Genomic DNA, 24,949 nt, shown 5'->3' with positions numbered 1-24,949 from the left:
GTACCCCCCCCCCCCCCCCCCCCCCCCCCCCCCCCCCCCCCCCCCCCCCCCCCCCGGGCGCCCCCCCCCCCCCCCCCCCCCCCCCCCCCCCCCCCCCCGCCGGGGCGAACTGCTCCGGCGAGACGCGGCGGCGGAAGACGTGGTACGTCCAGCCCTGGTAGGCGAGCACCACCGGCAGCAGCACGACCGCGACCACGCTCATCACCTTCAGCGCGTAGCCGCCCGAAGCGGTGCCGTCGACGGTGAGCGAGTACGCCGGGTCGCTGCTGGAGACCATCACCCGCGGGTGGAGGTCGGCGAACAGCGACAGCACGCAGGTGGCCACGGTGAAGCAGGTGGCAGTGAACGCCCACCCCTCGTGACGGGTGGTCACCAGCCAGTACGCGGCCAGCACGGCCAGGATCGCGAGCAGTTGCACCACGCCCGGCAGCACCCCCTTGCCGGCCACCGACCTGGTCCAGGGCAGCAGGACCAGCACCGCCACGGCGGTGACCGGGGCGACCGCCCGGCCGACCCGCCGGGACCTTTCCCGTACCTCGCCGGTGGTGCGCAGCGCCAGGAAACAGGCCCCGTGCAGGAGGCACAGCAGCAGCAGGGTGAGCCCGGTGAACACCGCGTAGCCGGAGAACAGGTCGCCGAACGACCCGGTGAACTCCTCGTCCGGGCCGATCGGGACGCCGTGCAGCAGCCCGCCGAGGGCGACGCCGACGAAGAACGGCACCAGCAGGCTGCCGAGGGTCATGGCGCAGTCCCAGCCGAGCCGCCAGCGGGCGCTGTCCACCTTGCCGCGGAACTCGAAGGACACGCCCCGCAGGATCAGCCCGACCAGGACCAGGAGCATCACCAGGTAGTACGCCGAGAACATGGTGGCGTACCAGCCGGGGAAGGCCGCGAACATGGCGGCCGCCGCGACGACCAGCCACACCTCGTTGCCGTCCCACAGCGGGCCGACGCTGTTGACGGCGGCCCGCCGCCCCGCCTCGTCGCGGCCCACCAGGGTGTGCAGCAGCCCGACGCCGAGGTCGAAGCCCTCCAGGACGAAGAACCCCGTCCACAGCACGGCGGTGAGCAGGAACCAGAAGTCGGCAAGTCCCATGGCGCGGGCCTCGGTTCAGTAGGTGAGGGCGGGCAGGGGCGCGTCGTCGGCCGGGGCCGGGTCGAGCTCCCGGCGGGCGTGGCGCAGCATCAGGAGGACCGCGACCACGGCCAGCGCGGCGTACAGCAGGAAGAACACCAGGACGCTGGTCGCCACCGTCGCGGTGCCGACCGACGGCGAGACGCCGTTCCTGGTCAGCTGGATGCCCTGGACGATCCACGGCTGGCGGCCGTTCTCGGTGAGCAGCCAGCCCGCGGTGTTCATCAGGAAGGGCAGCGCGACCACCCACACCGCGGCGCGTTGGAAGGCGCGCGCGCCGCCCAGCTTCCGGCGCCGCAGCAGCCACAGGCCCCAGAGGGAGACCAGCAGCACGACCACGGCGAGGTAGGCCATCACGCGCATCGACCAGTACTGGACGAAGACGTTCGGCACGTAGTCGCCCGGGCCGTACTGCGCCTGGTACTGGCCCTGCACGGCGTCGAGGCCGAGCACCTGGCCGTTCCAGTGGTTGGTGGCCAGCAGCGACAGCAGGTGCGGGACGGCGATCACCTTGGTGGGGGTGCGGTCGTCGTTCCCGCCGCCGATCTGGAAGAGCGAGAACGAGCAGGGCTGGCAGGTGGTCCACTGCGCCTCCGCCCCGGCGATCTTCATGGGCTGGAACTTGCCCTCGGTGACGCCGAGTTCACTGCCGACCAGCATGGCCAGCAGCAGCGCGGGCACCAGCACCAGCAGCGCCAGCCGGGCGGAGGCGTGGAAGACCTGCGGGGTGCGGCCCCGGCGCAACTGCCAGGCGGAGACGGCCAGCATCACCACCGCACCGGTGACCAGCGAGGCGAGCAGGACGTGCAGGTAGCCGCGCAGGAACACCGGGTTGGTGAAGAGCGCCCACACGTCGGTCAGCCGGGGGCGCCCGGTCGCGGGGTCGGTGGTGTAGCCGACCGGGTGCTGCATCCAGGAGTTGGCGGCCATGATGAACGCCGCCGACAGCGCCCCGCCCACCGCGACGGCCCAGATGGCGGCCAGGTGGACCCGCCGGGGCAGCCGGTCCCAGCCGAACAGCCACAGTCCGAGGAAGGTCGACTCCAGGAAGAACGCGGCCAGCCCCTCCATCGCCAGCGGCGCGCCGAAGACGTCGCCGACCGTCCGGGAGTACGCCGACCAGTCCATCCCGAACTGGAACTCCTGGACCAGCCCGGTGACCACGCCCACCGCGATGCCGATGACGAGCAGGCCCCCGAAGAACCGGGTCAGGCGCAACTGCCCGGGCGCGCCCGTGCGGTGCCAGGAGGTCTGCAGCAGGGCGGTCAGGAACCCCAGGCCGACGGTGACCGGCACGAACAGGAAGTGGTAGATCGACGTCATGCCGAACTGCAGGCGGGCCAGGTCGAGTTGGTTCAAACTTCCCCCTGTCGGGCACGGTCGGGACGAGACCGGACGCGCCGCTCCCGCCGGAAGTGAAGCACGCCCCGGCGCACGCCCGGCGCGGTGACACCGCCGGACCCACCCGAACGGCCGAACCCCCGGACCGCCGCGGACCGCCCCGCGCCGCGCTCGCCGTCCCCGCCCGCGCGCTATAGCTTTTTTCGGGTGCCGCCCGTTCCGGAACGGACCGGCCGCACCCCACCCGAACGGAGAACGCGATGCCGAAGCCCTCGCAGATCGACGCACTGGTCATCTTCGGCGCCACCGGGGACCTGGCCAAGCTGGAGACCTTCCCCGCCCTGGTGGGGCTGGTGGAACGGGGAGTCCTCGACGTGCCCGTGGTGGGCGTGGCCAAGAGCGGCTGGGGGCTGGAGCAGTTCCGCGCGTACGCCGCCGCCTCGCTCACCCTCAACAGGATGGACCCGGACGCCCCGGCCGCCCGGAAGATGCTCGGGCTGCTGCGCTACGTCGACGGCGACCTCGACGACGACGCCACCTACACCGCCATGGCGGAGCAGATGGGCGGCGAGCGCGGCCTGTACTACCTGGAGGTGCCGCCGCCGCTGTTCGGCCGGATCGCCGAGGGCATCGCCGGAGCGGGCCGGGCCGCGGGCGCCCGCATCATGGTGGAGAAGCCCTTCGGCCACGACCTGGCCAGCGCCCGGGAACTCGACGCGACCATGCACGAGCACTTCCCCGAGGACGCCGTCTACCGGGTCGACCACTGGCTGGGCCTGGACCCGCTGGAGAACGTGCTGTTCGCCCGGTTCGCCAACTCCGTGATCGAACCGCTGCTCAACCGCACCCACGTGGAGAGCATCCAGATCACCATGGCCGAGTCCTTCGACGTCTCCGACCGCGGCCGCTTCTACGACCGCACCGGCGCCGTCCGCGACGTCGTCCAGAACCACATGCTCCAGGTCCTCGCCAGCGTCCTGGCCGACCCGCCGACCGGCAACGGCCTCGACTCGTGGCGCAGCGCCAAGGCCGCCGCGATCGGCTCCCTGCGACCGCTGACCGCCGACCGCGTGGTGCGCGGCCAGTACGAGGGCTACCGGGACGTCGAGGGCGTCGCGCCCGGCTCCACCACCGAGACGTACGCCGCCGTCCGGCTGGCCGCCGACTCCTGGCGCTGGGCCGACGTGCCGATCCTGATCCGGGCGGGCAAGTGCCTGCCGGTCACGGCCACCGAGGTGCACGTCCGCTTCCGGGACGCCCCGCACGACATCTTCGGACTCCGCGGGGGCGGCCGGTCCAACGCGCTGAGGTTCCGGATCTGGCCCGAGACGCAGGTCGGACTCACCCTGATCGGCAAGGAGCCCGGCGGCGGCTGGCGGCCCAAGCAGGAGGAGCTGTCCTTCAGCGAGATCCCCGGCTCCGACATGCGCCCCTACGACCGGCTGATCGGCGCCGCCCTCGACGGCGACCGGTGGCTGTTCGCCCGGCAGGACAGCGTGGAGGCCGCCTGGCGGGTGATCGACCCGATCCTCGGCGACGCCGCCCCGCTCCACCCGTACGCCCGCGGCAGCTGGGGGCCGAAGGAGGCCGACGGCCTGCTGCCCGACGGCGACGCCTGGCACGACCCGGCCTGACCCGCCGCACCGCGCCCCCTCCGGTCCGGCCCACCGCCGGGGCGCGCCCGCCGTCGGCCGCCGGGGAGGCGTGCACCGCTCCCGGTCGGGCAGGCGTGCGGGGAGCCGGAAGAACCGGTGGACCAGCAACAACACGAGGAGCCCGTCATGACCGACCCCGACCGGAAGCCCGAGACGCCCGACCTGCCGCCCGCGGCCGGGACGGAGGTGCCCGACACCGGCACCGGCCCCACCGCCGACGAGGAGGGCCGCGACCCGACCGAGGGCCCGACCTCCGAGCAGAACCGCACGGCCGCGGAGACCACCCAGGCCGAGGGCGGGGACGAACCGCCCGACTGACCGTCCGTCCGACCGACCGCCGAACGCCCGCCCCGCGCGGGCGGACCAGAGCAGCACCGAGGAGTAGCGGATGACCGAGTACGAACGCTCCCGCACCATGCCGGCCCTCCCGGAACCGGTCTTCGACGAGGCCACCGGCCCGGGACGGCTCGACACCTGGATGCCCCGCGGCCTGCACGTCCGGGCCGACGACCCGCCCGCGGCCACCGTCCACCAGGACCGCGGCGGCACCGACGAGCCCGCGCTGCTGAGCACCCGGCGCGAGCAGCTGCGGATGGAGTGGGGCACCCGCGAGGACGGGCGCTACGCGGGCTGGCTGCAGGTGGCCGGCCTGGACGGCGGGACCAGCGAGGTGACCGTCCACCTCTCCTTCTTCGACGAGGACTCCGCGCCTCCGGCGGAGACGGTCGAGCGGGAGCTGGAGGAGAGCCTGGCCCGGTTGGAGGAGCAGGTCCGCCTCCGGGCCGACAGCAGCGGCTGACCCCGGGGCGGCCGGGACCGACCGCCCCGGACCGACCGGCCCGGACCGACCGGCACGGCGGGACAGCGCGGCCGGACGGGTGGCGGGGCTGGGCCGCACGGGTGGCCGGGCCGCGTCGCGGGACGGCGTGCGGCGGAGCGGGCGCCGCGGCGGGGGAGAGTACGTCTCGGCCCACCCCGGCCCCGTGCCGGGACGCACCCGACGGGGTGAAACAGCGTCCCGCGGCCACGCCGTCCGCACGGACACCCCGAATCACCGGTGCCGCCCCGCCCGGGGCGGCACCCCCGAACCGAGGAGTCGAGATGTCCCGCACCCGCAAGTACTTCGCCGTCGTCGCGCTGGCCGCCACCGCCGTGCTGGGCACCGCCGGAGCGGCCTCCGCGTCCGCCGGGGCCGAGGGCGTGGCCGTCGGCTCGCCCGGCGTGCTGTCCGGCAACCTGATCCAGATCCCCGTGCACATCCCGGTCAACGTGTGCGGCAACAGCGTCAGCCTGGTCGGCGCGCTGAACCCGGCGTTCGGCAACCACTGCGCCAACATCGGCTGACGCCCCGACAGCCCGCGGGCCCCTCCCGGAACGTCCGGGAGGGGCCCGCGGGCTGTCGCGACCGTTCGGCCGGGGTTCAGGAGGGCGCCGGGAGGTAGTCGAACCAGTCGAAGGCGACGGTGCCCCCGGTGGCGTACAGGCCGATGACGCGCCCGGTGAAGCCCGCCGCGACCTCGGTGGAGAGGTAGCGCCCGTCCAGCTCGGCGAGCGGCTGCGCGCCCGGGGCGTCGGGGGCGCCGAGCCAGTAGGCCAGGGTGTCGGGGCCGAAGGGTTCGGTGCCGGCGAGTTCGGGGGAGGCGGGCACCAGGTCGGTGGTGCGGACCGTCAGGGTGAGGGTGAGCGGGCCCGGCGGCACCGGGCGGCTGGCCAGCACCTGGCGCAGCGGGCCGATCCGGGCGACGACCCGGACCTCGCCCGCGTCGGCCTCCAGGTCGTAGTGGTGCGCCTCGTCCAGGCGCACGCTCAGGCCGCCGCGGCCGGTGCCCGGGTCGAGCCGGGTCGAGGCGCGGCAGTCGTGGTGCTGCTGGCGGCGGCCGAGGAAGGTGTGGCCGGGCCGGTCGAGGGTCGGGCCGGTGGCGGTGAGGGAGAGCCAGCCGGGGCGCGCGGTCAGCGACCAGGAGTCCTCGGGGCGGGCGTGCGGGGAGATCCACTGCGGGGCGAGCGCGGGGGCGTCGAAGTCGTCGCGGACGGGCGGGGCGGGGAAGGGGTGCCAGGCGCCGCCGGGCGCGGGGTGCTGCTCCTCCACCGGGGCGACGACCGGCCAGCCGTCCTCGTCCCAGGTCACGGGGGTGAGGAAGGTCTCCCGGCCGAGCACGTGGTAGTTGGGCGAGAAGCCGCGGGGCCGGGTGCCCAGCAGCACCATCCACCAGCTGCCGTCCGGCGCGGTGACCAGGTCGCCGTGGCCGGTGCTCTGGACGGGCCGGTCGGTGCCGCTGTGCGAGAGCACCGGGTTGGCCGGGGCGCCCTCCCAGGGGCCGCGCGGGGAGCGGGCCCGGGCGACCGAGACGGCGTGGCCGCGCTCGGTGCCGCCCTCGGCGATCAGCAGGTACCACCACTCGCCGATCCGGTACAGGTGCGGGGCCTCCGGCCACTTGAGGCCGGTGCCCGACCAGGTGGGGAACGGTCCCTCCAGCACCTTCCCGGTGACCGGGTCGATCCGGGAGAGGTGGATGCCGGGGGCGGTGGAGGCGGCCCAGCAGGTGCCGTCCTCCTCCCAGGCCAGGTCCGGGTCGATCCCGGGCAGGTCGATCCAGACCGGGTCCGACCAGGGGCCCTCGGGCCGCTCCGCGCTGACGACGAAGTTGCCGCCCGCGGTGACGTTGGTGCAGATCACCCAGAAGCGGCCGTCGTGGTGACGGATCGTCGGCGCGTAGAGGCCGCGGGAGGCGGTGCTGCCGGGCAGCGGCAGCGGCAGCTGCCCGGGGCGGTCGAGCACGTTGCCGAGCTGCCGCCAGTGCACCAGGTCCCTGCTGTGGAAGACCGGCAGCCCGGGGACGTACTCGAAGCTGGAGCACACCAGGTAGTAGTCGTCACCGACCCGACACACGCTGGGGTCCGGGTGGAACCCGCTGATCACGGGGTTGTCGTACGTCCGCACGGGGCGGTCCTTTCGATGGGCTGTGCGTGCCGCCGGTCAGCCGAGGGCGATCGCCGTCCACGACACCGGGGGCAGCTCGATGTCGAGCACGCCGTCGGCGAGGACGGCGCTGGTGTTCGCGGCCGGGACGACCCGGTGCTGGTCGGCGAGCGTGTTCTTCGCGTACGGGTCGGCGTCGGCCAGGGTGAGCGCCTCGACGACGCGCTCCAGGCCGAGGTCGCGGACGTCGACGGTGACCCGGGCCGGTTCGGACAGGTCGCGGTTGACCAGGAAGACCGCGGCCCGGCCGTCGTCGACGGTCGCGACGGCGTCGACGAGGGAGGCCTCGCCGTGCCGCGCCGTCAGGTAGGTCGGCGCGTCGATCACCGGCCGGAGCACCTCGCCGGAGGCGAGCCGGCTGGTGATCGAGAACGGGTGGAAGGTGGTCTGCCGCCAGGCCGGGCCGCCGGGCTCGGTCATGATCGGGGCGATCACGTTGACGAGCTGGGCCAGCGAGGCGGAGGTGACGCGGTCGCTGCGCTTGAGTAGCGTCATCAGCAGGTTGCCGACGACCACGGCGTCCGCGACCGTGTAGACGTCCTCCAACTGCCGCGGGGCGTAACGCCATTCGTCGTTGACCTCGTCGGAGGCCTTGTGCTCCTCCAGGTACCAGACGTTCCACTCGTCGAAGGAGATGTTGATCTTCTTCTCGGAGCGCTTCTTGTGGCCGACGTGGTCGGCGGTCGCGAGCACGGCGTCGATGAAGAACTCCATGTCGACCGAGGAGGCCAGGAAGGAGCCGAGGTCGCCGTCGTGCACCTGGTAGTAGGCGTGGCAGGAGACGTAGTCGACGTGGTCGTAGCTGTGCTCCAGGACCGTGCGCTCCCAGTCGCCGAAGGTCGGCATGCCGGAGCCGGAGGAGCCGCAGACGACGAGTTCGAGGTCCTTGTCGGCGGCCTTCATCGCGGCGGCGGTGCGGGCGGCGATCTTGCCGTAGTCGTCCGCCGACATGAAGCCGGTCTGCCAGGGGCCGTCCATCTCGTTGCCCAGGCACCACATGCGCACGTCGTGCGGCTCCGGCGTGCCGTTGGCGATGCGCAGGTCGGAGAGCGCGGTGCCGGACGGGTGGTTGGCGTACTCGAGCAGGTCCAGGGCGGGCAGGATGCCGCGGGTGGCGACGTTGACCGCCAGCATCAGCTCGGAGTCGGTGAGCTTGAGCCACTTGGCGAACTCGTCGAGGCCGACCTGGTTGGACTCCAGCGAGTGCCAGGAGAGGTCGCGCCGCACCGGGCGCTTGTCGCGCGGGCCGACCGAGTCCTCCCAGCGGAAACCCGAGACGAAGTTCCCGCCGGGGTAGCGGACGGTCGTGGACCCGAGCTCCCGCACCAGTTCGACCACGTCCATCCGGAAGCCGTCCTCGTTCGCGGTCGGGTGGTCCGGCTCGTAGATGCCGGTGTAGACGCAGCGGCCGAGGTGCTCGACGAACGAGCCGAAGGTGCGGCGCCGGACGGGGCCGACGACGGCCTTCCGGTCGAGGGCGATGCGGGCGCGGGGCAAAGCGGGTCCTTTCAGCGGGTCGGTGCGGGGCGGGCCGGGCGCTCGGGCCCGGCGTTCAGCCCTTCACGGCACCGGTGAGGCCACCGACGATCTTCTTCTCGAAGGCGGCGAAGAAGGCCATCGCGGGCAGCATGGCGAGCGAGGTGAAGGCGAGCACCTTCGCGGTGTCCACGGAGTACTGCGAGGAGAACGCCTGGACGCCCAGCGGCAGGGTGAAGTTCGCCTGCGAGTTCAGGACGTACAGCGGCAGCACGTAGTTGTTCCAGCTGCCGATGAACCCGAGGATGCCGACCGTCACCACGCCGGGGCGCGACAGCGGGATCACCATGCGGAAGAAGAAGCCGAGCCGGCCGGTGCCGTCGATCGCGGCGGCCTCCTCGATCTCCTTCGGGATGGCCCGCAGGAACGGCACCAGGATGATCACGGTGGTCGGCAGCCCGAAGGCGATCTGCGGGACGATCACGCCCAGCAGGTTGTCGACCAGGCCGAGGTCCTTGATCACGATGTACAGCGGGGTGATCGCGATGACCATCGGGAACATCAGGCCGGCCGCGAACAGGGAGTACATCGCCCCCTTGAACTTGAAGTCGTAGCGGGCGAGCACGAAGCTCACCATCAGGCCGAGGACCACGGTGCCGACGGTGCTGGCGAGCGCCACCACGAGGGAGTTGGCGAACTCGCCCCAGAACGTGACCGACTTCAGGACGTTCAGGTAGTTGCTGACCACCCAGGGCTCGGGCAGGCCGGCCGGGCTCGTGCTGATCTGCGAGTTGGTGCGGAAACCGCCGAGCACGATGTAGAGCACGGGGGCGACGCAGACGCCGATGAACAGCAGGGCGACGAAGTAGGTGAAGGGGTTGCCCCACTTCTGCGGCCGGTCGGCCGTCCGCGCGCTCATCAGGAGGCTCCTTCGGTGATGGCACCCTGCAGGTCGCGGCGCAGGAGGAAACGCTGGTAGAGCAGCGCGACGACGAGCGAGATCAGGAACATCACGACCGCGATCGCGCTCCCGTAGCCGTAGTTGCCCGCGTTGCGGCCCTGGGCGACCATGTAGATCGCCATGGTCGAGGTGCCCGCGGTGCCCGCCACGTACGGGCCCCAGATGATGTAGACGAGGTCGAACAGCTGCAGCGAGCCGATGATCGACAGGAACGCCCAGATCCGGATGGTCGGCCCCAGCAGCGGCAGCGTGATGCGCCGCTGGATCTGCCAGTACGAGGCGCCGTCGATCTGGGCGGCCTCGGAGAGCTCCTCGGGGATCGACTGCAGGCCCGCGAGCATCAGGATCACCGCGAAGCCGATGTACTTCCACGAGATGATGCCCAGCAGCGTCCAGATGGCCAGGTCGGGGTCGGCCAGCCAGTCGGCCTGCAGGAAGCCCAGTCCGACGTGCCGCAGCAGGTCGTTGAGGGCGCCGTTGCTCTGGAGCATCAGGCTCCAGCCGGTGCCGACGATGACCTCGGAGACCACGTACGGCACGAAGATCAGGATCCGGATCGCCGAGCGGCCGCGGATCCTCTGGTTGAGCAGCAGTGCGAGGACGATCGCCAACGGGCCCTGGACGGCCAGCGAGAGCACCAGGATCACACCGGTGTGCCACAGCACCTGCTGGAACGCCGGGTCGGTGAGGATCAGCTTGTAGTTGTTCAGACCGACCCAGTCGGTGGGCGCCCCGTAGCCGTGCCAGCGGTAGAAGCCGTAGAACGCGGCGAGTGCCACCGGGAAGATCACGAACGACAGGAAGACGAGGATCGCCGGTCCGGACAGGACCGCGATCTCGAACCGCAGCTTGGCACGGCCGCGCCGCCGGCGGGAGGCCGCCGGCGGCGGAGCCGGGCGCGCGGACGAGGCCGCGCTCCCGGCTCCGGGCGTGCCCTGCGTCTGGTGGCCGTCGGCCGGCTCAGTACCCAGGGTGTTGCTCATCGGTGCTTACTCAGCCCTTCGCGGCGGCGGCGTTGGTGTCCTTGGCGATGTCGGCCGCGCTGCCCTTGCCGGCGAGCAGGTTCACCACGGCGGTGTTCATCGCGTTGCCGACGTTCTGGCCGTACTCGGTGTCGAGGAACAGCACCGAGTAGGGGGCCTTGTTGAAGGCCTGCAGCGCCGAGACGTTGTAGGGCTCGCTGACGCCCGCCTGGGCCTCCTTGTTCACCGGGATGGCGACGAAGGCCTTGGCGTACGCCTTCTGCTGGTCGGTGCTGACCAGGAAGCGCAGGAAGTCGAGGGCCTCCTTCGGGGCCTTCTTGGAGAGCGAGAACCCGTCGAGGCCGCCCATGATGGCGGCCGGGTCACCCTGGCCGCCCGGAACGGCGGGGAAGGGGAACCAGCCCAGGTCGGGGAGCGGCTTCTGGTCGGCCGTCAGGCTGGCGATCACCCCGGGGTCCCAGTTGCCCATCAGCTCCATGCCCGCCTTGTGGTTGGCGATCATGCCCGCGGACGAACCGGCGCCCTGCTGCGAGGAGGTGGTCAGGAAGCCCTGCTGGAACGGCTCGACCTTCAGGAACGAGGCGAGGTCCTCGCCCGCCTTGGTCCAGCACGCGTCGTCGAACTTCAGCGACTGGGCGGCCTTCTTCAGGGTGTCCTGGCTGCACTCGCGCAGGGCGAAGTTGTAGTACCAGTGCGCGGCCGGCCAGGCGTCCTTGGCGCCGACCGCGATCGGCGCGACGCCGATCGCCTTCAGCTTCGCGACGGCGTCCTGCAGTTCGGGCATCGTGGTGGGCGGCGTGGTGATGCCGGCCTGCTGGAACAGGTCCTTGCTGTAGTAGATGCCCTCGGGCTGGGTGTCGACCGGCATGGCGTAGACCTTGCCGTCGATCGAGTACCCGGCGATGCCCGCCGCGCCCGCGTTCGCCTTGTCGGCGTCGGTGAGGTCCAGCGCCTGGACCTGGCCGGCCTGGACCATGGCCTGCATCTTGCCGCCGCCGCGCTGCAGGAAGATGTCCGGCGCGGAGCCGGAGTTGAGCGCGGTCTGCAGCTTCCCGTCCAGGTCCTCGTTCTGGATCGTCTGGATGTTGATCTTGACGTTCGGGTGCAGGGCCTCGTACGCCGCCCCGGCGGTCTTCCAGTACTCGGCACCCGGGCCGGGCTGGGCGTTCTCCCAGAGGGTCAGCGTGACCTTGCCGTCGGACGAGCCGCCGCTGCCGCCACCGTCGCTGCCGGCGCAGCCGGTGACGGCGAGTGCGATGCCCATGGCGATCGCGGCGGCCGCCGTGCGGCGTGTCTTTCTCGTCATCGTGGGACTTCCTGTTCTGTCGTGGAGGCCGGGAGCATCCGGGGCGTTGCGCGTGAAGGGAAGGCGTGCCGGGTGAGGAACACCGCGGCCCCGTTCTCCGGCCCGCGGGTGTGCAGGACGGACCTGGGGTCGGAGAGGGGTGCGGCCGTGTGCGGGGTGGTCGTCACAGGCGGCTCGATAGGTGGAGAGTATGGGCGCGGCGCGAAGCCCCGTCAATAACTTGTTTCCGAAATGCTTGCGAAAGTTGCGAACTCATTACGGCCGACAGGCCCGAAACTTTCGAACTTCGGCCCCCCACTTGTCCGTTACGGGAGCTTGACAGCTTTTGTTAACGCTAACAATATGGGGGGCCCTGCCCACCCTCCTGCCTGTGGTCCCGGCGCACCCCACCCGCACCGGGTGCCTTCGCGCGCCCGGATGCCCCGTTCCCCGGAGGATGTTCATGTACAGACGCTGGTTCAGAGCCACCCGCCGCAGAACCGCGGCGGCCGCGACGGCCGTCGCGCTGCTGGCTCCCGGCCTGGTCGCCGCCGCGGTGCCCGCCCAGGCCGCCGCCCAGGAACTCGTCGTCAACGGCGGCTTCGAGAGCGGCCTGGCCAACTGGTCGGCCAACCACGGCAACCCGACCGACGGCGCCACGCTCTCGCTGACGGCCGACGCCTACTCCGGGTCGGCCGCCGTGCTCGTCACCGGCCGCCAGACCACCGGCTCCGGGCCGCTGCAGGACGTCTCCGGCAAGGTGAAGGCCGGTCATAGCTACACCGTCACGGCGCGGGTGAAGTACACCGACCCCGCCGCCCCCGCGGCCAAGCAGTTCTTCGTCACCATGCACTACGGCGGCGCCACCTACACCAACCTCGCCACCGTGACGACGCCCCGCGGGCAGTGGGGGCTGATCCAGGGCACCTTCACCGTCCCGGCCGCCCAGAGCACCGCCACCGCGCGGATCTTCGTCGAGACCCCCTGGGTCCAGGACCCGGCGAGCGCCCCGGCCGCCAACCTGATGGACTTCGAGGTCGACGACGTCTCCCTGACCGAGGCGGACGCCACCACGCCCACCCACCCGGTCGGCCACGCCGCCCCGGCCAAGACCGTCGGCAACGCCAACCCGCTGATGGACTACCAGTACGGCGCCGACCCGTGGGCGATGGTCTACGACGGGCGCGTGTACGAGTACATGACCTCCGACGGCTCCGCCTACGACACCAACGGCGACATCGCGCAGTCCTACGAGTACGACGACGCGGGTAACATCAAGGACAACGGCTACGGGCAGATCAAGACGCTCACGGTCATCTCCTCCGCCGACCTGGTCAACTGGACCAACGAGGGCCAGGTCAAGGTCGCGGGCGCCCCGGGCGCCGCGAAGTGGGCCGCCAACTCCTGGGCCCCGGCGGCCGCGCACAAGACGGTCGGCGGGAAGGAGAAGTTCTTCCTGTACTTCGCCAACAGCGGCGGCGGCATCGGCGTCCTGACCTCCGACTCGCCCGTCGGCCCGTGGACCGACCCGATCGGCAAGCCGCTGGTGAGCGGCGCCACCCCCGGCACCGCGGGCGTGGTGTGGATGTTCGACCCGGCCGTCCTGGTCGACGACGACGGCTCCGCGTACCTGTACTTCGGCGGCGGCGTGCCCAACGGCGGCACCGACCACCCGCGCAGCACCCGGGTGATCAAGCTCGGCGACGACATGGTCAGCACGGTCGGCTCGGCCGCGACCATCGACGCGCCCGCGGTGTTCGAGGACTCCGGGATCAACAAGATCAACGGCAAGTACTACTACAGCTACTGCACCAACTTCAGCCACTCCAGCACGATCGACGGCCACGCCATCGGCTACGGCAACATCGCCTACATGGTGTCCGACAGCCCGATGGGCCCCTTCACCTACCAGAGCGAGATCCTCGGCAACCCCGGCTCCTTCTTCGGCGCGGGCGGCAACAACCACCACGCCATGTTCGAGTTCAAGGGCCAGACCTACATCACCTACCACGCCCAGACCGTGCAGTCCGCGCTGGCCGCGGGCGGCTCGCTGGACAAGCCGCACGGCTACCGCTCCACCCACATCGACAAGGTGACGGTCAACGCCGACGGCACCATCGCGCCGATCACCGGCACCTACCGGGGCCCGTCCCAGCAGGGCACCCTCGACGCGCACCGGCGGATCGAGGCCGAGACCATCGCCTGGGACTCCGGCATCCAGGACGCCTACGCCCCCGCGTCCGGCATCCGGGTGCTGCCGATCGGCGCCGACACCACCGGCGAGCAGAAGCTCGGCAACGTCAACAACGGCGAGTGGACCTCGCTGGCCGGCGTCGACTTCGGCCCGGACGGCGCCACCACCCTGGCCGCCGACGTGCTGCCCAGGGCCGGGGGCCGGATCCAGGTCCGCCTCGACCACCCGGACGCCTCCGGCACCCCCGTCGGCACGCTGACCGTCCCCGCCGCCCCGGGCGGCACCTGGACCGAGGTCCGCACCGACCTGACCACCCGGGTGACCGGCGTCCACGACGTCTTCTTCGTCGCCGAGGGCACCGGCACCGGCGAGCTGTTCGACGTCGACGACTGGCGCTTCGGCTTCGACCGCACCGCCCCCGTCGTCACCGCCCGCACCACCCCCGCCGCGCCCGACGGCCAGGACGGCTGGTTCACCGGCCCGGTGACCGTCGACCTCTCCGCCACCGACGACTCCGGGGTGGCCGGCACCGAGTACCGCCTCGGCGACGGCGCCTGGCAGCCCTACCGCACCCCGGTCGCGCTGCCGGAGGGCACCACCGGGTTCGGCTACCGCGCCACCGACACCGCGGGCAACACCAGCCAGGAGGCCCGCCTCACCGTCAAGCGCGACTCCACCGCCCCGACCGCCGCCGTACAGCTGCCCGCACCCACCCTGGGCCACCTGTACGAGGGCTCCGCGACCCTCACCCTGACCGGCGAGGACAGCGGCTCCGGCATCGGCGCGCTGGAGTACGCCGTGGACGGCGGCGACTGGCAGGCGTACACCGGCGCCGTCACCGTCGGCACCCCGGGGCGGCACACCGTCGCCTACCGGGCCACCGACCGGGCCGGCAACCGCAGTGCCACCGGCACCGCGACCGTCGACGTCGTGCCGACGTGCACCCGCACCGTCACCGGGGAGAGCCGCAGCGCCCTGGTCGTCTCCGCCGGGACGACCTGCGTGAAGGGCGCGCGGGTCGGCACCGTCACCGTGGTCGACGGCTCGGCGACCCTGGTCGTGGTCGACAGCACGGTCCTCGGCAACCTGAACGTCCACCGGGGCGCCGCCGTGCTGGCCGAGAACAGCACCTTCTCCGGCAACGCGACGCTCTCCGGCACCACCGGACGGATCAGCCTGGTCGGCAACGCCTTCGCCCGGACGCTGGGCCTCACCGGGAACACCGGCAGCGCCCCGCTGCTCTCCGGCAACGCCGTCGACGGCCTGCTGAGCTGCACCGGGAACGACCCCGCCCCCGTGGACGGCGGAGCCGTGAACCACACCGCCCAGGGCGCGACCGGCCAGTGCGCCGGGCTGGCGGTCGACGACCGCGGCTAGCCCGCACCCTGCGCCTCGCGCCTCGCGCCTCGCACCGACCGCCGACCGGACGCACCCGCGTCCGGTCGGCGGCCGTGTTCCGGGCCGCCGTCGGGTAGCCGGCTCGGCCGACGCGACCGACCCCGGCCGGCCCGGTTGACACGGTGTCGGACGCGCCGGTGGGGTGCCCGGCACCCGGTGACGGCCAGTAGGGTGGACGCCGGGTAGCGTCCGGCCCGCGCCGGGCGGGAACGGGAGAGTCATGGACGAGACCGGTGAACGGCGACCGCCGACGATGGCGGACGTCGCCCAGGTGGCCGGGGTGTCGCACCAGACGGTCTCCCGGGTGCTCAGCGACCACCCGAACGTGCGCGAGGCGACCCGGGAACGGGTGCAGCGCGCCATCGCCGAACTGGGCTACCGGCCGAACTCGGCGGCCCGCACCCTGGTCACCCGGCGCAGCCGGACGATCGGGGTGGTCGCCGCGAACACGACGCTCTTCGGTCCGGCCAGCATCCTGGCGGGCCTGGAGCGGGCGGCGCGCCGGGAGGACTACCTGGTGGCCTCGGTGGGCCTGGAGGAGCTGACCGAGCACGCGCTCGGCAAGGCCCTGGAACGGCTGGGCAGTTGGGGAGTGGACGGCGTGGTGGTGATGACGCCGCACCGGCACGCCGTCGCCGCGCTGGCCCGCCTCCCGCAGCCCTTCCCGGTCGTGACGGTGGAGGGCGGCCACGACCTCGACCTGCCGGGCGTGGCGGTGGACCAGGTCGGCGGGGCCCGGGCCGTCACCGAGCACCTGCTGTCGCTCGGCCACACCCGGATCTGGCACGTCGCCGGGCCCGGCGAGTGGATCGAGGCGGCGGGACGGATGCAGGGCTGGCGCGCCGCGCTGGAGGCCGCCGGGCTGCCCGCCCCGGCGCCGCTGGCGGGCGACTGGAGCCCGGCCTCCGGGTACGCGGCCGGCCGGGCGGTGGCCGAGGCCTTCCGCCGCGGCGGACCCGCCCGGCCCACGGCGGTGTTCGCCGCCAACGACCACATGGCGCTGGGCCTGGTGCGCGCCCTGCACGAGGCCGGGGTCCGCATCCCGCAGGACCTCGCGGTGGCGGGCTTCGACGACCTCCCGGAGGGCGCCTACCTCATCCCGCCGCTGACCACCGTCCGGCAGGACTTCACCTCCGTCGGCCGGGAGGGGATAGGCATGCTGCTGCGCCTGATCGACGAACCCACCGCCCGGGTCGCCCACGTGCGCGTCCAGCCGGAGTTGGTGGTCCGGGCGAGCACCGCGGGCGCCCGGCGCCCCGGAGCGGGGCCTGCGGCGGCGGGGCGTGCGGCGGCGCTGTTCTCGGACGCGGCGGGGCCGGGGCGGTAGCCCGCGAGGTTCCCCCGGGGGCAGGTGGGGCCTCCCGGCGGCGGGTGTCGCGCAGCGCTCCTCCCGGCTCTCGGTGCTGCTGGCGCCGCGGACCGGACCGCGTGCCTTGAGGCGTTCCCTGTCGACGAACCCACCGCCCGGGCCGGGTCGCCCGCGTGCGCGTCCAGCCGGAGTTGGTGGTCCGGGCGAGCACCGCGGGGGCCCGGCGCCCCGGAGCGGGGCGTGCGGCGGCGCTGCTCTCGGACGCGGCACGCGGAGCCTTCCGGCGGTGGGTGCCACCGGCGCCGAGGACCGACAGCGCGCCTTGAGCCGCTTCCTGCCTGCTGGTTGACCGTGGGCGGCTTCGCCGGGGCGGTGGCCCGTGAGGTCCCCCGGCGCATGGGGAGCCTCCCGGCGGCGGGTGCGCCGCGGCGCCATGAGCCGCTCCCCGCCCGGAAGTTGACCATGGGCGGGGAGCCCAGGCCTGGGCGGCTCCGCCGGGCCCGGGCGGTTGCGGGGGAGGCCCCGCGCCCTCGGCCTCCGGGATAGGATCCGCCCCGCGCCCGCCGTACCGTGTCGGGCTGCTCCGGACCTTCCCCGCCCCGCGCCCGTGGCACCCGTGCGTCCGTGTGTCGGCGGTGCCGCGGCCCTCCGACGATCCTCCACGACAGGAGCACACCCGTGGCAGAGACGATGCCCTTCCTGCTCGAACGCCTGCACGCGGCCGGTCTGACCGATGCCGTCGCGGCCGAACCGGCCACCGGCGGCCTCGCCGCCGTCGCGGGGATCGCGCGGCGGGCCGACGGCACGTCGGTGTTCGTCAAGGCGTTCGAGGAACCGCCGTCGGAGGACGCCTTCGCGGCGGAGGCCGAGGGGCTCGCCGCGCTGCGCGAGGTGGGTGGTGTCGCCACGCCGGAGGTCGTGCTCGCGGAGCGCGACCTGCTGGTGCTGTCCGTGCTGCGGACCCGGCCGGACACCGGGGCGTTCTGGGAGGAGTTGGCGCACGTGCTGGCCCGGCTGCACACCGGCACGCGGCACGCCCGGTTCGGGTGGCACCGGGACAACTGGCTGGGCCGTCGTCGGCAGGTCAACACCTGGGAGGAGGACGGGTTCGAGTTCTTCGCCCGGCACCGCCTGCTGCGCTGGCTCGACGAGCGCCGCGTCCAGGAGGCGCTCGACGCCGCGGACCGGGCGGCGCTGGAGCGGCTGTGCGACCGGCTGCCCGAGCTGCTGCCGCTCCGGCCCGCCTGCCTGACGCACGGCGACCTGTGGACGCAGAACGTCATGGCCACCCCGGACGGGCGGCCCGCGCTGATCGACCCGGCCGTGTCGTACACCTGGGCCGAGGTCGACCTGGCGCACCTATGGACGACGGCGCCGCCGCCCGAGGCGCGGGTGTTCTTCGAACGCTACGCCGAGCTGACCGGGCTCGACCGGGACTGGCGCGCGCGGATGCCGATCCTCCAACTGCGCCAGCACCTGGCGGTGGTCGCCCAGTTCAGCCCGGACTGGGGCGCGGCCGATCTGGTACGCGCCACGCTGGCCCCGTTCCGGCGGCGGCGCTGAGCCCGGCCGCGGGCCGCGGACCGCGGTCCGACGCCTTGACACCCGTTTTGTGAGCGCTAACATTCCTATGCCGGTGCGTTCCTGATCTTTCTTCGACGCACCCCCGGTGGCCCCCGGTCCGCACTCTTGAGGGTGAGGCAGCGGACCGGGGCTCACCGCCGACAGAGCCGCTTCCCCCTTGCGAGCGTCGGCGGTGTGACGTGGGTCCGGCCCGGTGGCGTTCCGTCCGCACCCGCTCCCTGACGACCTCGGGGGCGGGTGCCCATCAGCGCCGCCGGGCCGGTTCTGCTTTTCATCTCCCTTGGCCCCGGGCTGAGTTGGTTGCCCGGGCGGTCCGGGGTGGCGGGCGTTCGGTGATGTGATCGTTATCTGTCGGCGTCGACGCGAGGGCTTGGCGGCCCCTGTGGCAGGCCGTATGTTGTCGCAGGCAACAAACCGCGCCGGGGCTGCTTCCCCCGCCCCGTTTCCGCGCCCTTCCCCACCCGTCCGCAGTCATGCACGTCCGGCGCAGGCCGGACACGCCCCGAAAGGACCCTGCACATGCGCAAGGGGCTCCTGTTCGCCACCGCCGCCCTGTCGGCGGCCCTGCTCACCACGGCCACCGCCTGTTCCTCCTCCTCCAACTCCGGCTCCGGCGACGGCGGCTCGGCGGGCGGCAAGAAGCCGAAGATCGGCGTGATCCTGCCGGACAGCAAGTCCTCCGTCCGCTGGGAGACCGCCGACCGCACCTACCTCGCGGCCGCCTTCAAGGCCGCCGGCGTGGACTACGACATCCAGAACGCCGAGGGCGACAAGCAGGCCTTCCAGACCATCGCCGACCAGATGATCACCGGCGGCGTGAACGTGCTGGTCATCGTCAACCTGGACAGCGGCACCGGCAAGGCCGTCCTCGACAAGGCCAAGGCCCAGGGCGTGGCCACCATCGACTACGACCGGCTCACCCTCGGCGGCTCCGCGCAGTACTACGTCAGCTTCGACAACACCCAGGTCGGCAAGCTCCAGGGGGAGGGCCTGGCGAAGTGCCTGGGCGACACGGGCGCCAAGAACCCGGTCGTCGCCGAACTCAACGGATCCCCCACGGACAACAACGCCACCCTGTTCGCCAACGGGTACAACAGCGTGCTGGACCCGAAGTACGCCTCCGGCGAGTACGTCAAGGGCCCCAACCAGTCGGTGCCCGACTGGGACAACGCCCAGGCGCAGACCATCTTCGAGCAGATGTACACCAGCCAGCCGAACATCAACGGCGTGCTCGCGGCCAACGACGGCCTGGCCAACTCGGCCATCGCCGTGCTGCGCAAGAACCACCGCAACGGGCAGGTCCCGATCACCGGTCAGGACGCCACCGTCCAGGGCCTGCAGAACATCCTGGCGGGCGACCAGTGCATGACCGTCTACAAGGCGGTGAAGAAGGAGGCCGACGCGGCCGCCGCCCTCGCCGTCGAGCTGGCCGGCGGCAAGAAGAGCGCGCCCGCCACCACCGTGCACGACCCCACGGGCAACCGGGACGTCCCGGCGGTGCTGCTGGCCCCCACGGCCATCTTCAAGGAGAACGTCCAGGACGTCGTCACCGACGGGTACGTCACCAAGGCGGACCTGTGCGCCGGCGCGTACGCGGAGCTGTGCACCAAGGCCGGCATCAAGTAGCAGCCCGTCGCGCCCGGCCGTCCGCCCCGCGCCCGGCCGCCGCCAGTGGGCCCCGTGCCGCCCCGGGCACGGGGCCCGCCCCCGCCGATCCCAGGAGCCCCACCCATGACAGAAACGCCCCTCCTCGAACTGCGCGGGATCGACAAGCGATTCGGTCCCGTCCAGGTCCTGCACGACGTCGCGCTCACCGCCCGGGCGGGGGAGGTGACGGCCCTGGTCGGCGACAACGGCGCGGGCAAGTCGACGCTCGTCAAGTGCATCGGCGGCATCCACCCCGTCGACGCGGGCGAGTACCTCTTCGAGGGCCGACCGGTCCAGGTGCACAGCCCGCGCGACGCCGCCGCGCTCGGCGTGGAGATCGTCTACCAGGACCTCGCGCTGTGCGACAACCTCGACATCGTCCAGAACATGTTCCTGGGCCGGGAGAAGCGCCGCGGCCTGGTGCTCGACGACGCCACCATGGAGGAGATGGCCGCCGCCACGCTCAAGAGCCTGTCGGTGCGCACCGTCAAGTCCCTGCGCCAGAAGGTCTCCAGCCTCTCCGGCGGCCAGCGCCAGACCGTCGCCATCGCCAAGGCGGTGCTGTGGAACAGCAAGCTGGTGGTCCTCGACGAGCCCACCGCCGCCCTGGGCGTCGCCCAGACCGCGCAGGTCCTCGAACTCGTGCGCAGGCTGGCCGACAACGGCCTGGCCGTCGTCCTCATCTCGCACAACATGAACGACGTCTTCGCAGTCTCCGACCGGATTGCCGCGCTCCACCTCGGCCGGACGGCCGCCCAGGTCAGGGCCTCCGACGTGACGCACGCCCAGGTCGTCGAGCTGATCACCGCGGGCCGCAGCGGCGACCTCGGCCTGCAGGACACCTCCAAGGGAGCCGCCGCATGACCGCCCTCGCCTCCGAGCAGCCCGAGCAGCCCGGAAAGACCGAACAGCCCGGGAAGGACGGGAAGTCGGAGAAGACCGGGAGGCCGACCGGGCCCGGCGCCGGGCCCGGCCTGGCGGAGCTCGGCCGCGGCTACCTCGACCGGATCCGCGCGGGCGAGCTCGGCTCGCTGCCCGCCGTCGCGGGCCTGGTCGTCCTGTGCGTGTTCTTCTCGCTGCTGCGCCCGGTCTTCCTGTCCAACCTGAACTTCGCCAACCTGCTCACCCAGAGCGCGGGCAGCATCGCCATCGCCATGGGGCTGGTCTTCGTCCTGCTGCTGGGCGAGATCGACCTGTCGGCCGGGTACGCCAGCGGCGTCTGCGCCGCCGTCCTGGCCATCCTGCTGACCAACCACGGTTGGCCCTGGTACGGCGCGGTGACCGCGGCCCTGCTGACCGGCGCGGTCATCGGCCTGCTGCTGGGCACCCTGGTCGCCAAGGTCGGCATCCCGTCCTTCGTGGTGACGCTGGCCGCGTTCCTCGGCTTCCAGGGCGTCGTGCTGATGCTGCTGAAGGAGGGCACGAACGTCTCGATCAAGGACCCGACCGTCCTGGCCATCGCCAACAACAACCTCAGCCCCGTCCTCGGCTGGCTGCTGCTGGCGGGCTGCGCGGTCGGCTACGCCGCCCTGCAGGTGCGCCGCAGCCGCGACCGCAGCCGCCGCGGCCTGGCCGGGACGCCGCCGGTGCTGCTCGCCGTCCGGATCGGCGCCGTCGTCGTGCTCGGCGCCGTCGCCGTGGACCTGCTCAACCAGGAGCGCAGCCGCAACGCCCTGGTCAGCTCGCTCAAGGGCGTGCCCCTGGTGGTGCCGGTGATCGGCGCCCTGCTGCTGCTGGGCACGTTCACCCTGCAGCGCACCAACTTCGGCCTGCACGTCTACGCCGTCGGCGGCAGCCCCGAGGCCGCCCGCCGGGCCGGCATCAACGTGGCGTTCATCCGGATCGCCGCCTTCGTGATCTGCTCCTGCCTGGCCGCCGTCGGCGGCGTCATCGCCGCCTCCCGCGGCAACTCGGTGGACCCCAACACCGGTGGCAGCAACGTCCTGCTGCTGGCCGTCGGCAGCGCCGTCATCGGCGGCACCAGCCTGTTCGGCGGCCGCGGCCGGGTGGTCGACGCGGTGCTCGGCGGCCTGGTCGTCGCGGTGATCCAGAACGGCATGGGACTGATGGGGTACAGCTCGGGCGTCAAGTACGCTGTCACGGGATCGGTCCTGCTGGTGGCCGCCGGTGTGGACGCCATGTCCCGCCGCCGCACAGCCCAACGATGAGAGCCGCCCCCGATGAGAGCCGGTCCTTCCCAGGAAGAGGTCCGCCAGCACAACCTGGGCGCGCTGCTGCGCCACGTCCACTTCGAGGGGCCCACCTCGCGGACCGTCCTGGCCGCCGAGTTGGGCCTCAACCGCAGCACCATCCTGGGCCTGGTCGGCGACCTGGCGGCCGCGGGCCTGGTCCGCGAGGAGACGCCGCAGGAGACCGGCCGGGCCGGGCGGCCCTCACTGGTCGTCAGCCCCGAACCCGCCCGCGCGCACGTTCTCGCGATGGACGTCGGCGTGGAGCGCCTGTCCGCCGCCCTGGTCGGGCTCGGCGGCGCCTTCCTGGACCGCCGCACGCACCCGTGGCCCGACGGGCACCCGCAGGACCCCGGCCACGTGGCCGACCTCCTCGCGGAGTTCGCCCACCAGATGCTCGCCCGCACCCCCGCGGGCAGCGTCTGCGTCGGCGCGGCCGCGGCGGTCCGCGGCATCGTCCGCCACCCCGACGGCCTGGTCGGCCTCACCCCCAACATGGGGTGGAAGGGCGTCGACCTCGCCGGGGCGCTCGCCGAGCGGCTCCGCCCGGACGTCCCGGTCCTGGTCGCCAACGAGGCCAACCTCGGCGCGCTCGCCGAGCACCGCCGCGGCACCGGCCGGGGCAGCCGCAACCTGATCTACCTGCACGGCGAGATCGGGATCGGCGCCGGGGTGATCGCCGCGGGCGAACTCCTGCGCGGGGAGCGCGGGTACGCCGGCGAGATCGGCCACCTGACCGTCAACCCGCACCAGGGACGGCCCTGCGGCTGCGGAGCCCGCGGCTGCCTGGAGGCCGAGGCGGGCGAACGGGCCCTGCTGGAGGCCGCGGGCCGGGACGGCCGCAGCACCGGCGCCGAGGCGGTGCGGGCCGTGGTCGCCGCCGCCGACCTCGGGGACACCGCCGCGCGCGCCGCCCTGCACCGGGTCGGCGACTGGCTCGGCATCGGCATCGCCAGCCTGGCCAACCTCCTCGACCCGGAGCTGGTCGTCCTCGGCGGCACCCTGCGGGACGTCTTCCTCGGCTCCGCCGCCCAGGTGCGCAGCCGGATCAACACCAACGCGCTGGCCGCCGTCCGGGAGGGGCTGCGCCTGCGGGTCAGCGAACTCGGCGACGACACCGTGCTGATCGGCGCCGCCGAGCTGGCGTTCGCCGAGCTGCTCGCGCGGCCGCTGGAGACGCTCGTCCAGCTCTCCGGGCCGTCCCGGACCTCCCCGTCCTCCCCGTCCTCTCCGTCCTCCCCGTCCTCCCCGCTCGCCGGGGCCGCCGGGCCCTCCGAGCTCTCCGGTGCCGCCGGACGGTAGGCGCGGCGGGCAAAGGTACGGCCGGTCGCCGTCCCCCCGGGCGGGAGGGGAGGGCGACCGGCCGTACGACGGGGGGTCAGTGCCGGGCGGTGTTGAAGGTCAGCGCCGGACTGGCGTTCTTCACCAGGGACGCGGCCTGCTCGGGCCACCAGGCACCGGCGGCCGGGTCGACGATGCCGTACTCGGGGTCGACGGTGCCGCCCGGGATGCCGCGGTTGCACTGGCCGTCGGACTGGCCCACGGTCTTGATCCACAGGAAGGCGTCGGCGAGCGGCACACCGGTGTTCGCGGTCGGACGGTCGCCGATCCCGCTGCCGGGCGCGTTGCACCAGGTCTGCGGATCGCCGCTGTACTTGCCGACCGGGGGCTTCCAGTCGCCGCGGCCGTTGCGGCTGGTGTCGACCACGAAGTGGGCGAGCTCGCCGGCGGACGGGCTGCCGACGTTCTGCTGGAACCACTGGTCGGTCCAGTGCCAGGTGGACGGGTCCTCCACGTCGACCGCGTCGCCCGGCTGCCCGTCGTTCGGCGCCGCGGGGGAGTAGTACTGGCTCGCGCACCAGTCGGCGTGGCCCCGGGCCCAGTCGGGGCCCTTGGTGGCGAACCACACGCACTGCGAGACCCAGGTGCCGTAGCGGGTGGCCCGGTCGGTGGCGAAGTAGTTGGAGACGTTCAGCGAGAAGCCCTGGGCGCGCTCCACGCCCGCGTCGATCAGGCGCTGCGCGGCGTTGCCGACGCTCTGCCAGTGGCTGTTGCCCGCGTCCAGGTAGACCACGCTGTTCGGCTGCCGCTCCAGCGCGTCGACCGCGTGGTTGAGGTCGGCGAGCCGACCCGCGGTCTGCTCGCCGGTCGGGTCCGCGCCGGGGGCGCAGTCGGCCGGGAGGTTGGCCAGCCCGTCGGGCTCCAGCACGACCACGGCCTTGCTGGAGCCCAGCCCCCGGGCGAAGGCGTCGATCCAGGCCCGGTACTCGGCGTCCGACTGGGCGCCACCGGCGGAGTACTGGGAGCAGTCCCGCAGCGGGATGTCGTACGCGACCAGCACGGGCACCGCCTTGGCGCGCCCGGCGCGGCGCACCAGGTCGCGGACCTGGGACTCGACCTCGGCCGGGGTGCCGCCGGTGAACCACGCGGCCTCGGGCCAACTGGCCAGCTTCGCCATGTCCCTGGCGCCGGCGAGGTCGTGGTGCTTCAGGTCGGTGAGCGCCTGGTGGGTCGCGTCGCTGTCGGGGTCGACGTAGAACACGGTGTCCGGGGCGAGCGTGTGGGACGCCGGGGCGGGGTGCGGCGCGGCGGCGGCCGGGACGGCGCCGCCGATCAGCAGCGCCAGGGCGCCCGCCGGGAGGGCGGCGCGGTGCAGGGGAATGCGCACGGTGTTCCTTCGATGGGGTGGGTGTCGGGTGGGGGGGGGCCCGGGGGGGGGGGGCCCGGCCCCCCCCCGGGGGGGGGGGGGGCCCCCGGGGGGGGGGGGGGGCCGGGCGGGGGGGGGGGGGGCGCCGCCCCAGCATAATAATTT

The 24,949-nt window shown here is 73.2% G+C and carries 19 protein-coding genes (1 of these 19 only partly in view); 11 read left to right on the top strand and 8 right to left on the bottom strand.

From position 1 onward, the window contains the following. A protein-coding gene (gene cydB, locus ACFY00_RS15360; RefSeq protein ID WP_388031414.1) for a cytochrome d ubiquinol oxidase subunit II crosses the window boundary here: on the bottom strand, nucleotides 1–1,096 show its 5' portion. 179 nt of this gene lie to the left of the window's left edge; the window shows 1,096 of its 1,275 coding nt (coding positions 1–1,096); the start codon lies at nucleotides 1,094–1,096; its stop codon lies beyond the left edge, outside the window. Nucleotides 1,097–1,111: 15 nt separating this feature from the next. Continuing rightward, on the bottom strand, nucleotides 1,112–2,494 hold the full coding sequence (locus ACFY00_RS15355) for a cytochrome ubiquinol oxidase subunit I (protein WP_388031412.1): 1,383 nt from the start codon (nucleotides 2,492–2,494) through the stop codon (nucleotides 1,112–1,114). Between the two features lie 242 nt (nucleotides 2,495–2,736). On the opposite strand from ACFY00_RS15355, the gene zwf reads away from it, so the two are divergent. The 4 genes from zwf to ACFY00_RS15335 all read left to right on the top strand — a co-directional run bounded on the left by zwf (nucleotide 2,737) and on the right by ACFY00_RS15335 (nucleotide 5,475). After that, complete coding sequence (gene zwf, locus ACFY00_RS15350) at nucleotides 2,737–4,110, top strand: glucose-6-phosphate dehydrogenase (protein WP_388031410.1); 1,374 nt, start codon at nucleotides 2,737–2,739, stop codon at nucleotides 4,108–4,110. A gap of 147 nt (nucleotides 4,111–4,257) precedes the next feature. After that, on the top strand, nucleotides 4,258–4,449 hold the full coding sequence (locus ACFY00_RS15345) for a hypothetical protein (protein WP_388031408.1): 192 nt from the start codon (nucleotides 4,258–4,260) through the stop codon (nucleotides 4,447–4,449). Between the two features lie 70 nt (nucleotides 4,450–4,519). Further along, on the top strand, nucleotides 4,520–4,930 hold the full coding sequence (locus ACFY00_RS15340) for an SRPBCC family protein (protein ID WP_388031406.1): 411 nt from the start codon (nucleotides 4,520–4,522) through the stop codon (nucleotides 4,928–4,930). 302 nt (nucleotides 4,931–5,232) lie between these two features. Continuing rightward, nucleotides 5,233–5,475 (top strand): chaplin, encoded by a 243-nt coding sequence (locus ACFY00_RS15335; RefSeq protein ID WP_388031403.1) that lies wholly within the window; start codon nucleotides 5,233–5,235, stop codon nucleotides 5,473–5,475. A 76-nt stretch (nucleotides 5,476–5,551) separates the two neighbouring features. Here the strand turns inward: ACFY00_RS15335 and ACFY00_RS15330 are convergent, their stop codons facing one another. Genes ACFY00_RS15330 through ACFY00_RS15310 form a run of 5 tightly spaced genes read right to left on the bottom strand, consistent with a single transcriptional unit; the run spans nucleotide 5,552 to nucleotide 11,837 of the window. Then, nucleotides 5,552–7,072: a glycoside hydrolase family 43 protein gene (locus ACFY00_RS15330; protein WP_388031402.1), complete on the bottom strand. Its 1,521-nt coding sequence runs from the start codon at nucleotides 7,070–7,072 to the stop codon at nucleotides 5,552–5,554. Nucleotides 7,073–7,108: 36 nt separating this feature from the next. Continuing rightward, nucleotides 7,109–8,608 (bottom strand): alpha-N-arabinofuranosidase, encoded by a 1,500-nt coding sequence (locus ACFY00_RS15325; protein ID WP_388031400.1) that lies wholly within the window; start codon nucleotides 8,606–8,608, stop codon nucleotides 7,109–7,111. Nucleotides 8,609–8,663: 55 nt separating this feature from the next. Continuing rightward, entirely contained in the window at nucleotides 8,664–9,506 is an 843-nt protein-coding gene (locus ACFY00_RS15320; protein ID WP_388031397.1) for a carbohydrate ABC transporter permease, read from the bottom strand. Continuing rightward, nucleotides 9,506–10,531: a carbohydrate ABC transporter permease gene (locus ACFY00_RS15315; RefSeq protein WP_388031395.1), complete on the bottom strand. Its 1,026-nt coding sequence runs from the start codon at nucleotides 10,529–10,531 to the stop codon at nucleotides 9,506–9,508. The genes ACFY00_RS15320 and ACFY00_RS15315 overlap by 1 nt, the downstream gene beginning before the upstream one ends. Nucleotides 10,532–10,541: 10 nt before the next feature. Next, a complete protein-coding gene (locus ACFY00_RS15310; protein ID WP_388031392.1) occupies nucleotides 10,542–11,837 on the bottom strand; it encodes an extracellular solute-binding protein in 1,296 nt (431 codons plus the stop codon). A gap of 442 nt (nucleotides 11,838–12,279) precedes the next feature. On the opposite strand from ACFY00_RS15310, the gene ACFY00_RS15305 reads away from it, so the two are divergent. The 7 genes from ACFY00_RS15305 to ACFY00_RS15275 all read left to right on the top strand — a co-directional run bounded on the left by ACFY00_RS15305 (nucleotide 12,280) and on the right by ACFY00_RS15275 (nucleotide 23,439). Beyond that, nucleotides 12,280–15,387: an OmpL47-type beta-barrel domain-containing protein gene (locus ACFY00_RS15305; RefSeq protein ID WP_388031391.1), complete on the top strand. Its 3,108-nt coding sequence runs from the start codon at nucleotides 12,280–12,282 to the stop codon at nucleotides 15,385–15,387. A 241-nt stretch (nucleotides 15,388–15,628) separates the two neighbouring features. After that, a complete protein-coding gene (locus tag ACFY00_RS15300) occupies nucleotides 15,629–16,735 on the top strand; it encodes a LacI family DNA-binding transcriptional regulator (RefSeq protein ID WP_388031388.1) in 1,107 nt (368 codons plus the stop codon). Nucleotides 16,736–17,395: 660 nt separating this feature from the next. Next, nucleotides 17,396–18,280 (top strand): fructosamine kinase family protein, encoded by an 885-nt coding sequence (locus tag ACFY00_RS15295; protein ID WP_388031386.1) that lies wholly within the window; start codon nucleotides 17,396–17,398, stop codon nucleotides 18,278–18,280. A 540-nt stretch (nucleotides 18,281–18,820) separates the two neighbouring features. Then, the gene (locus ACFY00_RS15290; protein WP_388031383.1) at nucleotides 18,821–19,927 is read left to right on the top strand and encodes a sugar ABC transporter substrate-binding protein; all 1,107 of its coding nucleotides are present in this window, start codon (nucleotides 18,821–18,823) and stop codon (nucleotides 19,925–19,927) included. Nucleotides 19,928–20,032: 105 nt separating this feature from the next. Further along, nucleotides 20,033–20,812: an ATP-binding cassette domain-containing protein gene (locus tag ACFY00_RS15285; RefSeq protein WP_388031381.1), complete on the top strand. Its 780-nt coding sequence runs from the start codon at nucleotides 20,033–20,035 to the stop codon at nucleotides 20,810–20,812. Beyond that, a complete protein-coding gene (locus ACFY00_RS15280; RefSeq protein WP_388031379.1) occupies nucleotides 20,809–22,116 on the top strand; it encodes a sugar ABC transporter permease in 1,308 nt (435 codons plus the stop codon). The genes ACFY00_RS15285 and ACFY00_RS15280 overlap by 4 nt, the downstream gene beginning before the upstream one ends. A gap of 12 nt (nucleotides 22,117–22,128) precedes the next feature. Beyond that, nucleotides 22,129–23,439, top strand: coding sequence for an ROK family protein (locus ACFY00_RS15275; RefSeq protein WP_388031377.1), 1,311 nt, complete (start codon nucleotides 22,129–22,131; stop codon nucleotides 23,437–23,439). A 76-nt stretch (nucleotides 23,440–23,515) separates the two neighbouring features. Here ACFY00_RS15275 and ACFY00_RS15270 read toward each other — a convergent pair whose 3' ends face one another. Then, nucleotides 23,516–24,805, bottom strand: a complete 1,290-nt coding sequence (locus ACFY00_RS15270) for a glycoside hydrolase family 6 protein (protein WP_388031375.1) — start codon at nucleotides 24,803–24,805, stop codon at nucleotides 23,516–23,518. Between the last annotated feature and the right edge of the window lie 144 nt (nucleotides 24,806–24,949).

It is taken from the genome of Kitasatospora sp. NPDC001540, from assembly GCF_042894345.1.
In the GTDB taxonomy this organism is placed as follows: domain Bacteria; phylum Actinomycetota; class Actinomycetes; order Streptomycetales; family Streptomycetaceae; genus Kitasatospora; species Kitasatospora phosalacinea_C.
The sequence above is the reverse complement of the archived record's forward strand: the minus strand, read 5'-3'. Positions and strand labels throughout refer to the sequence as shown.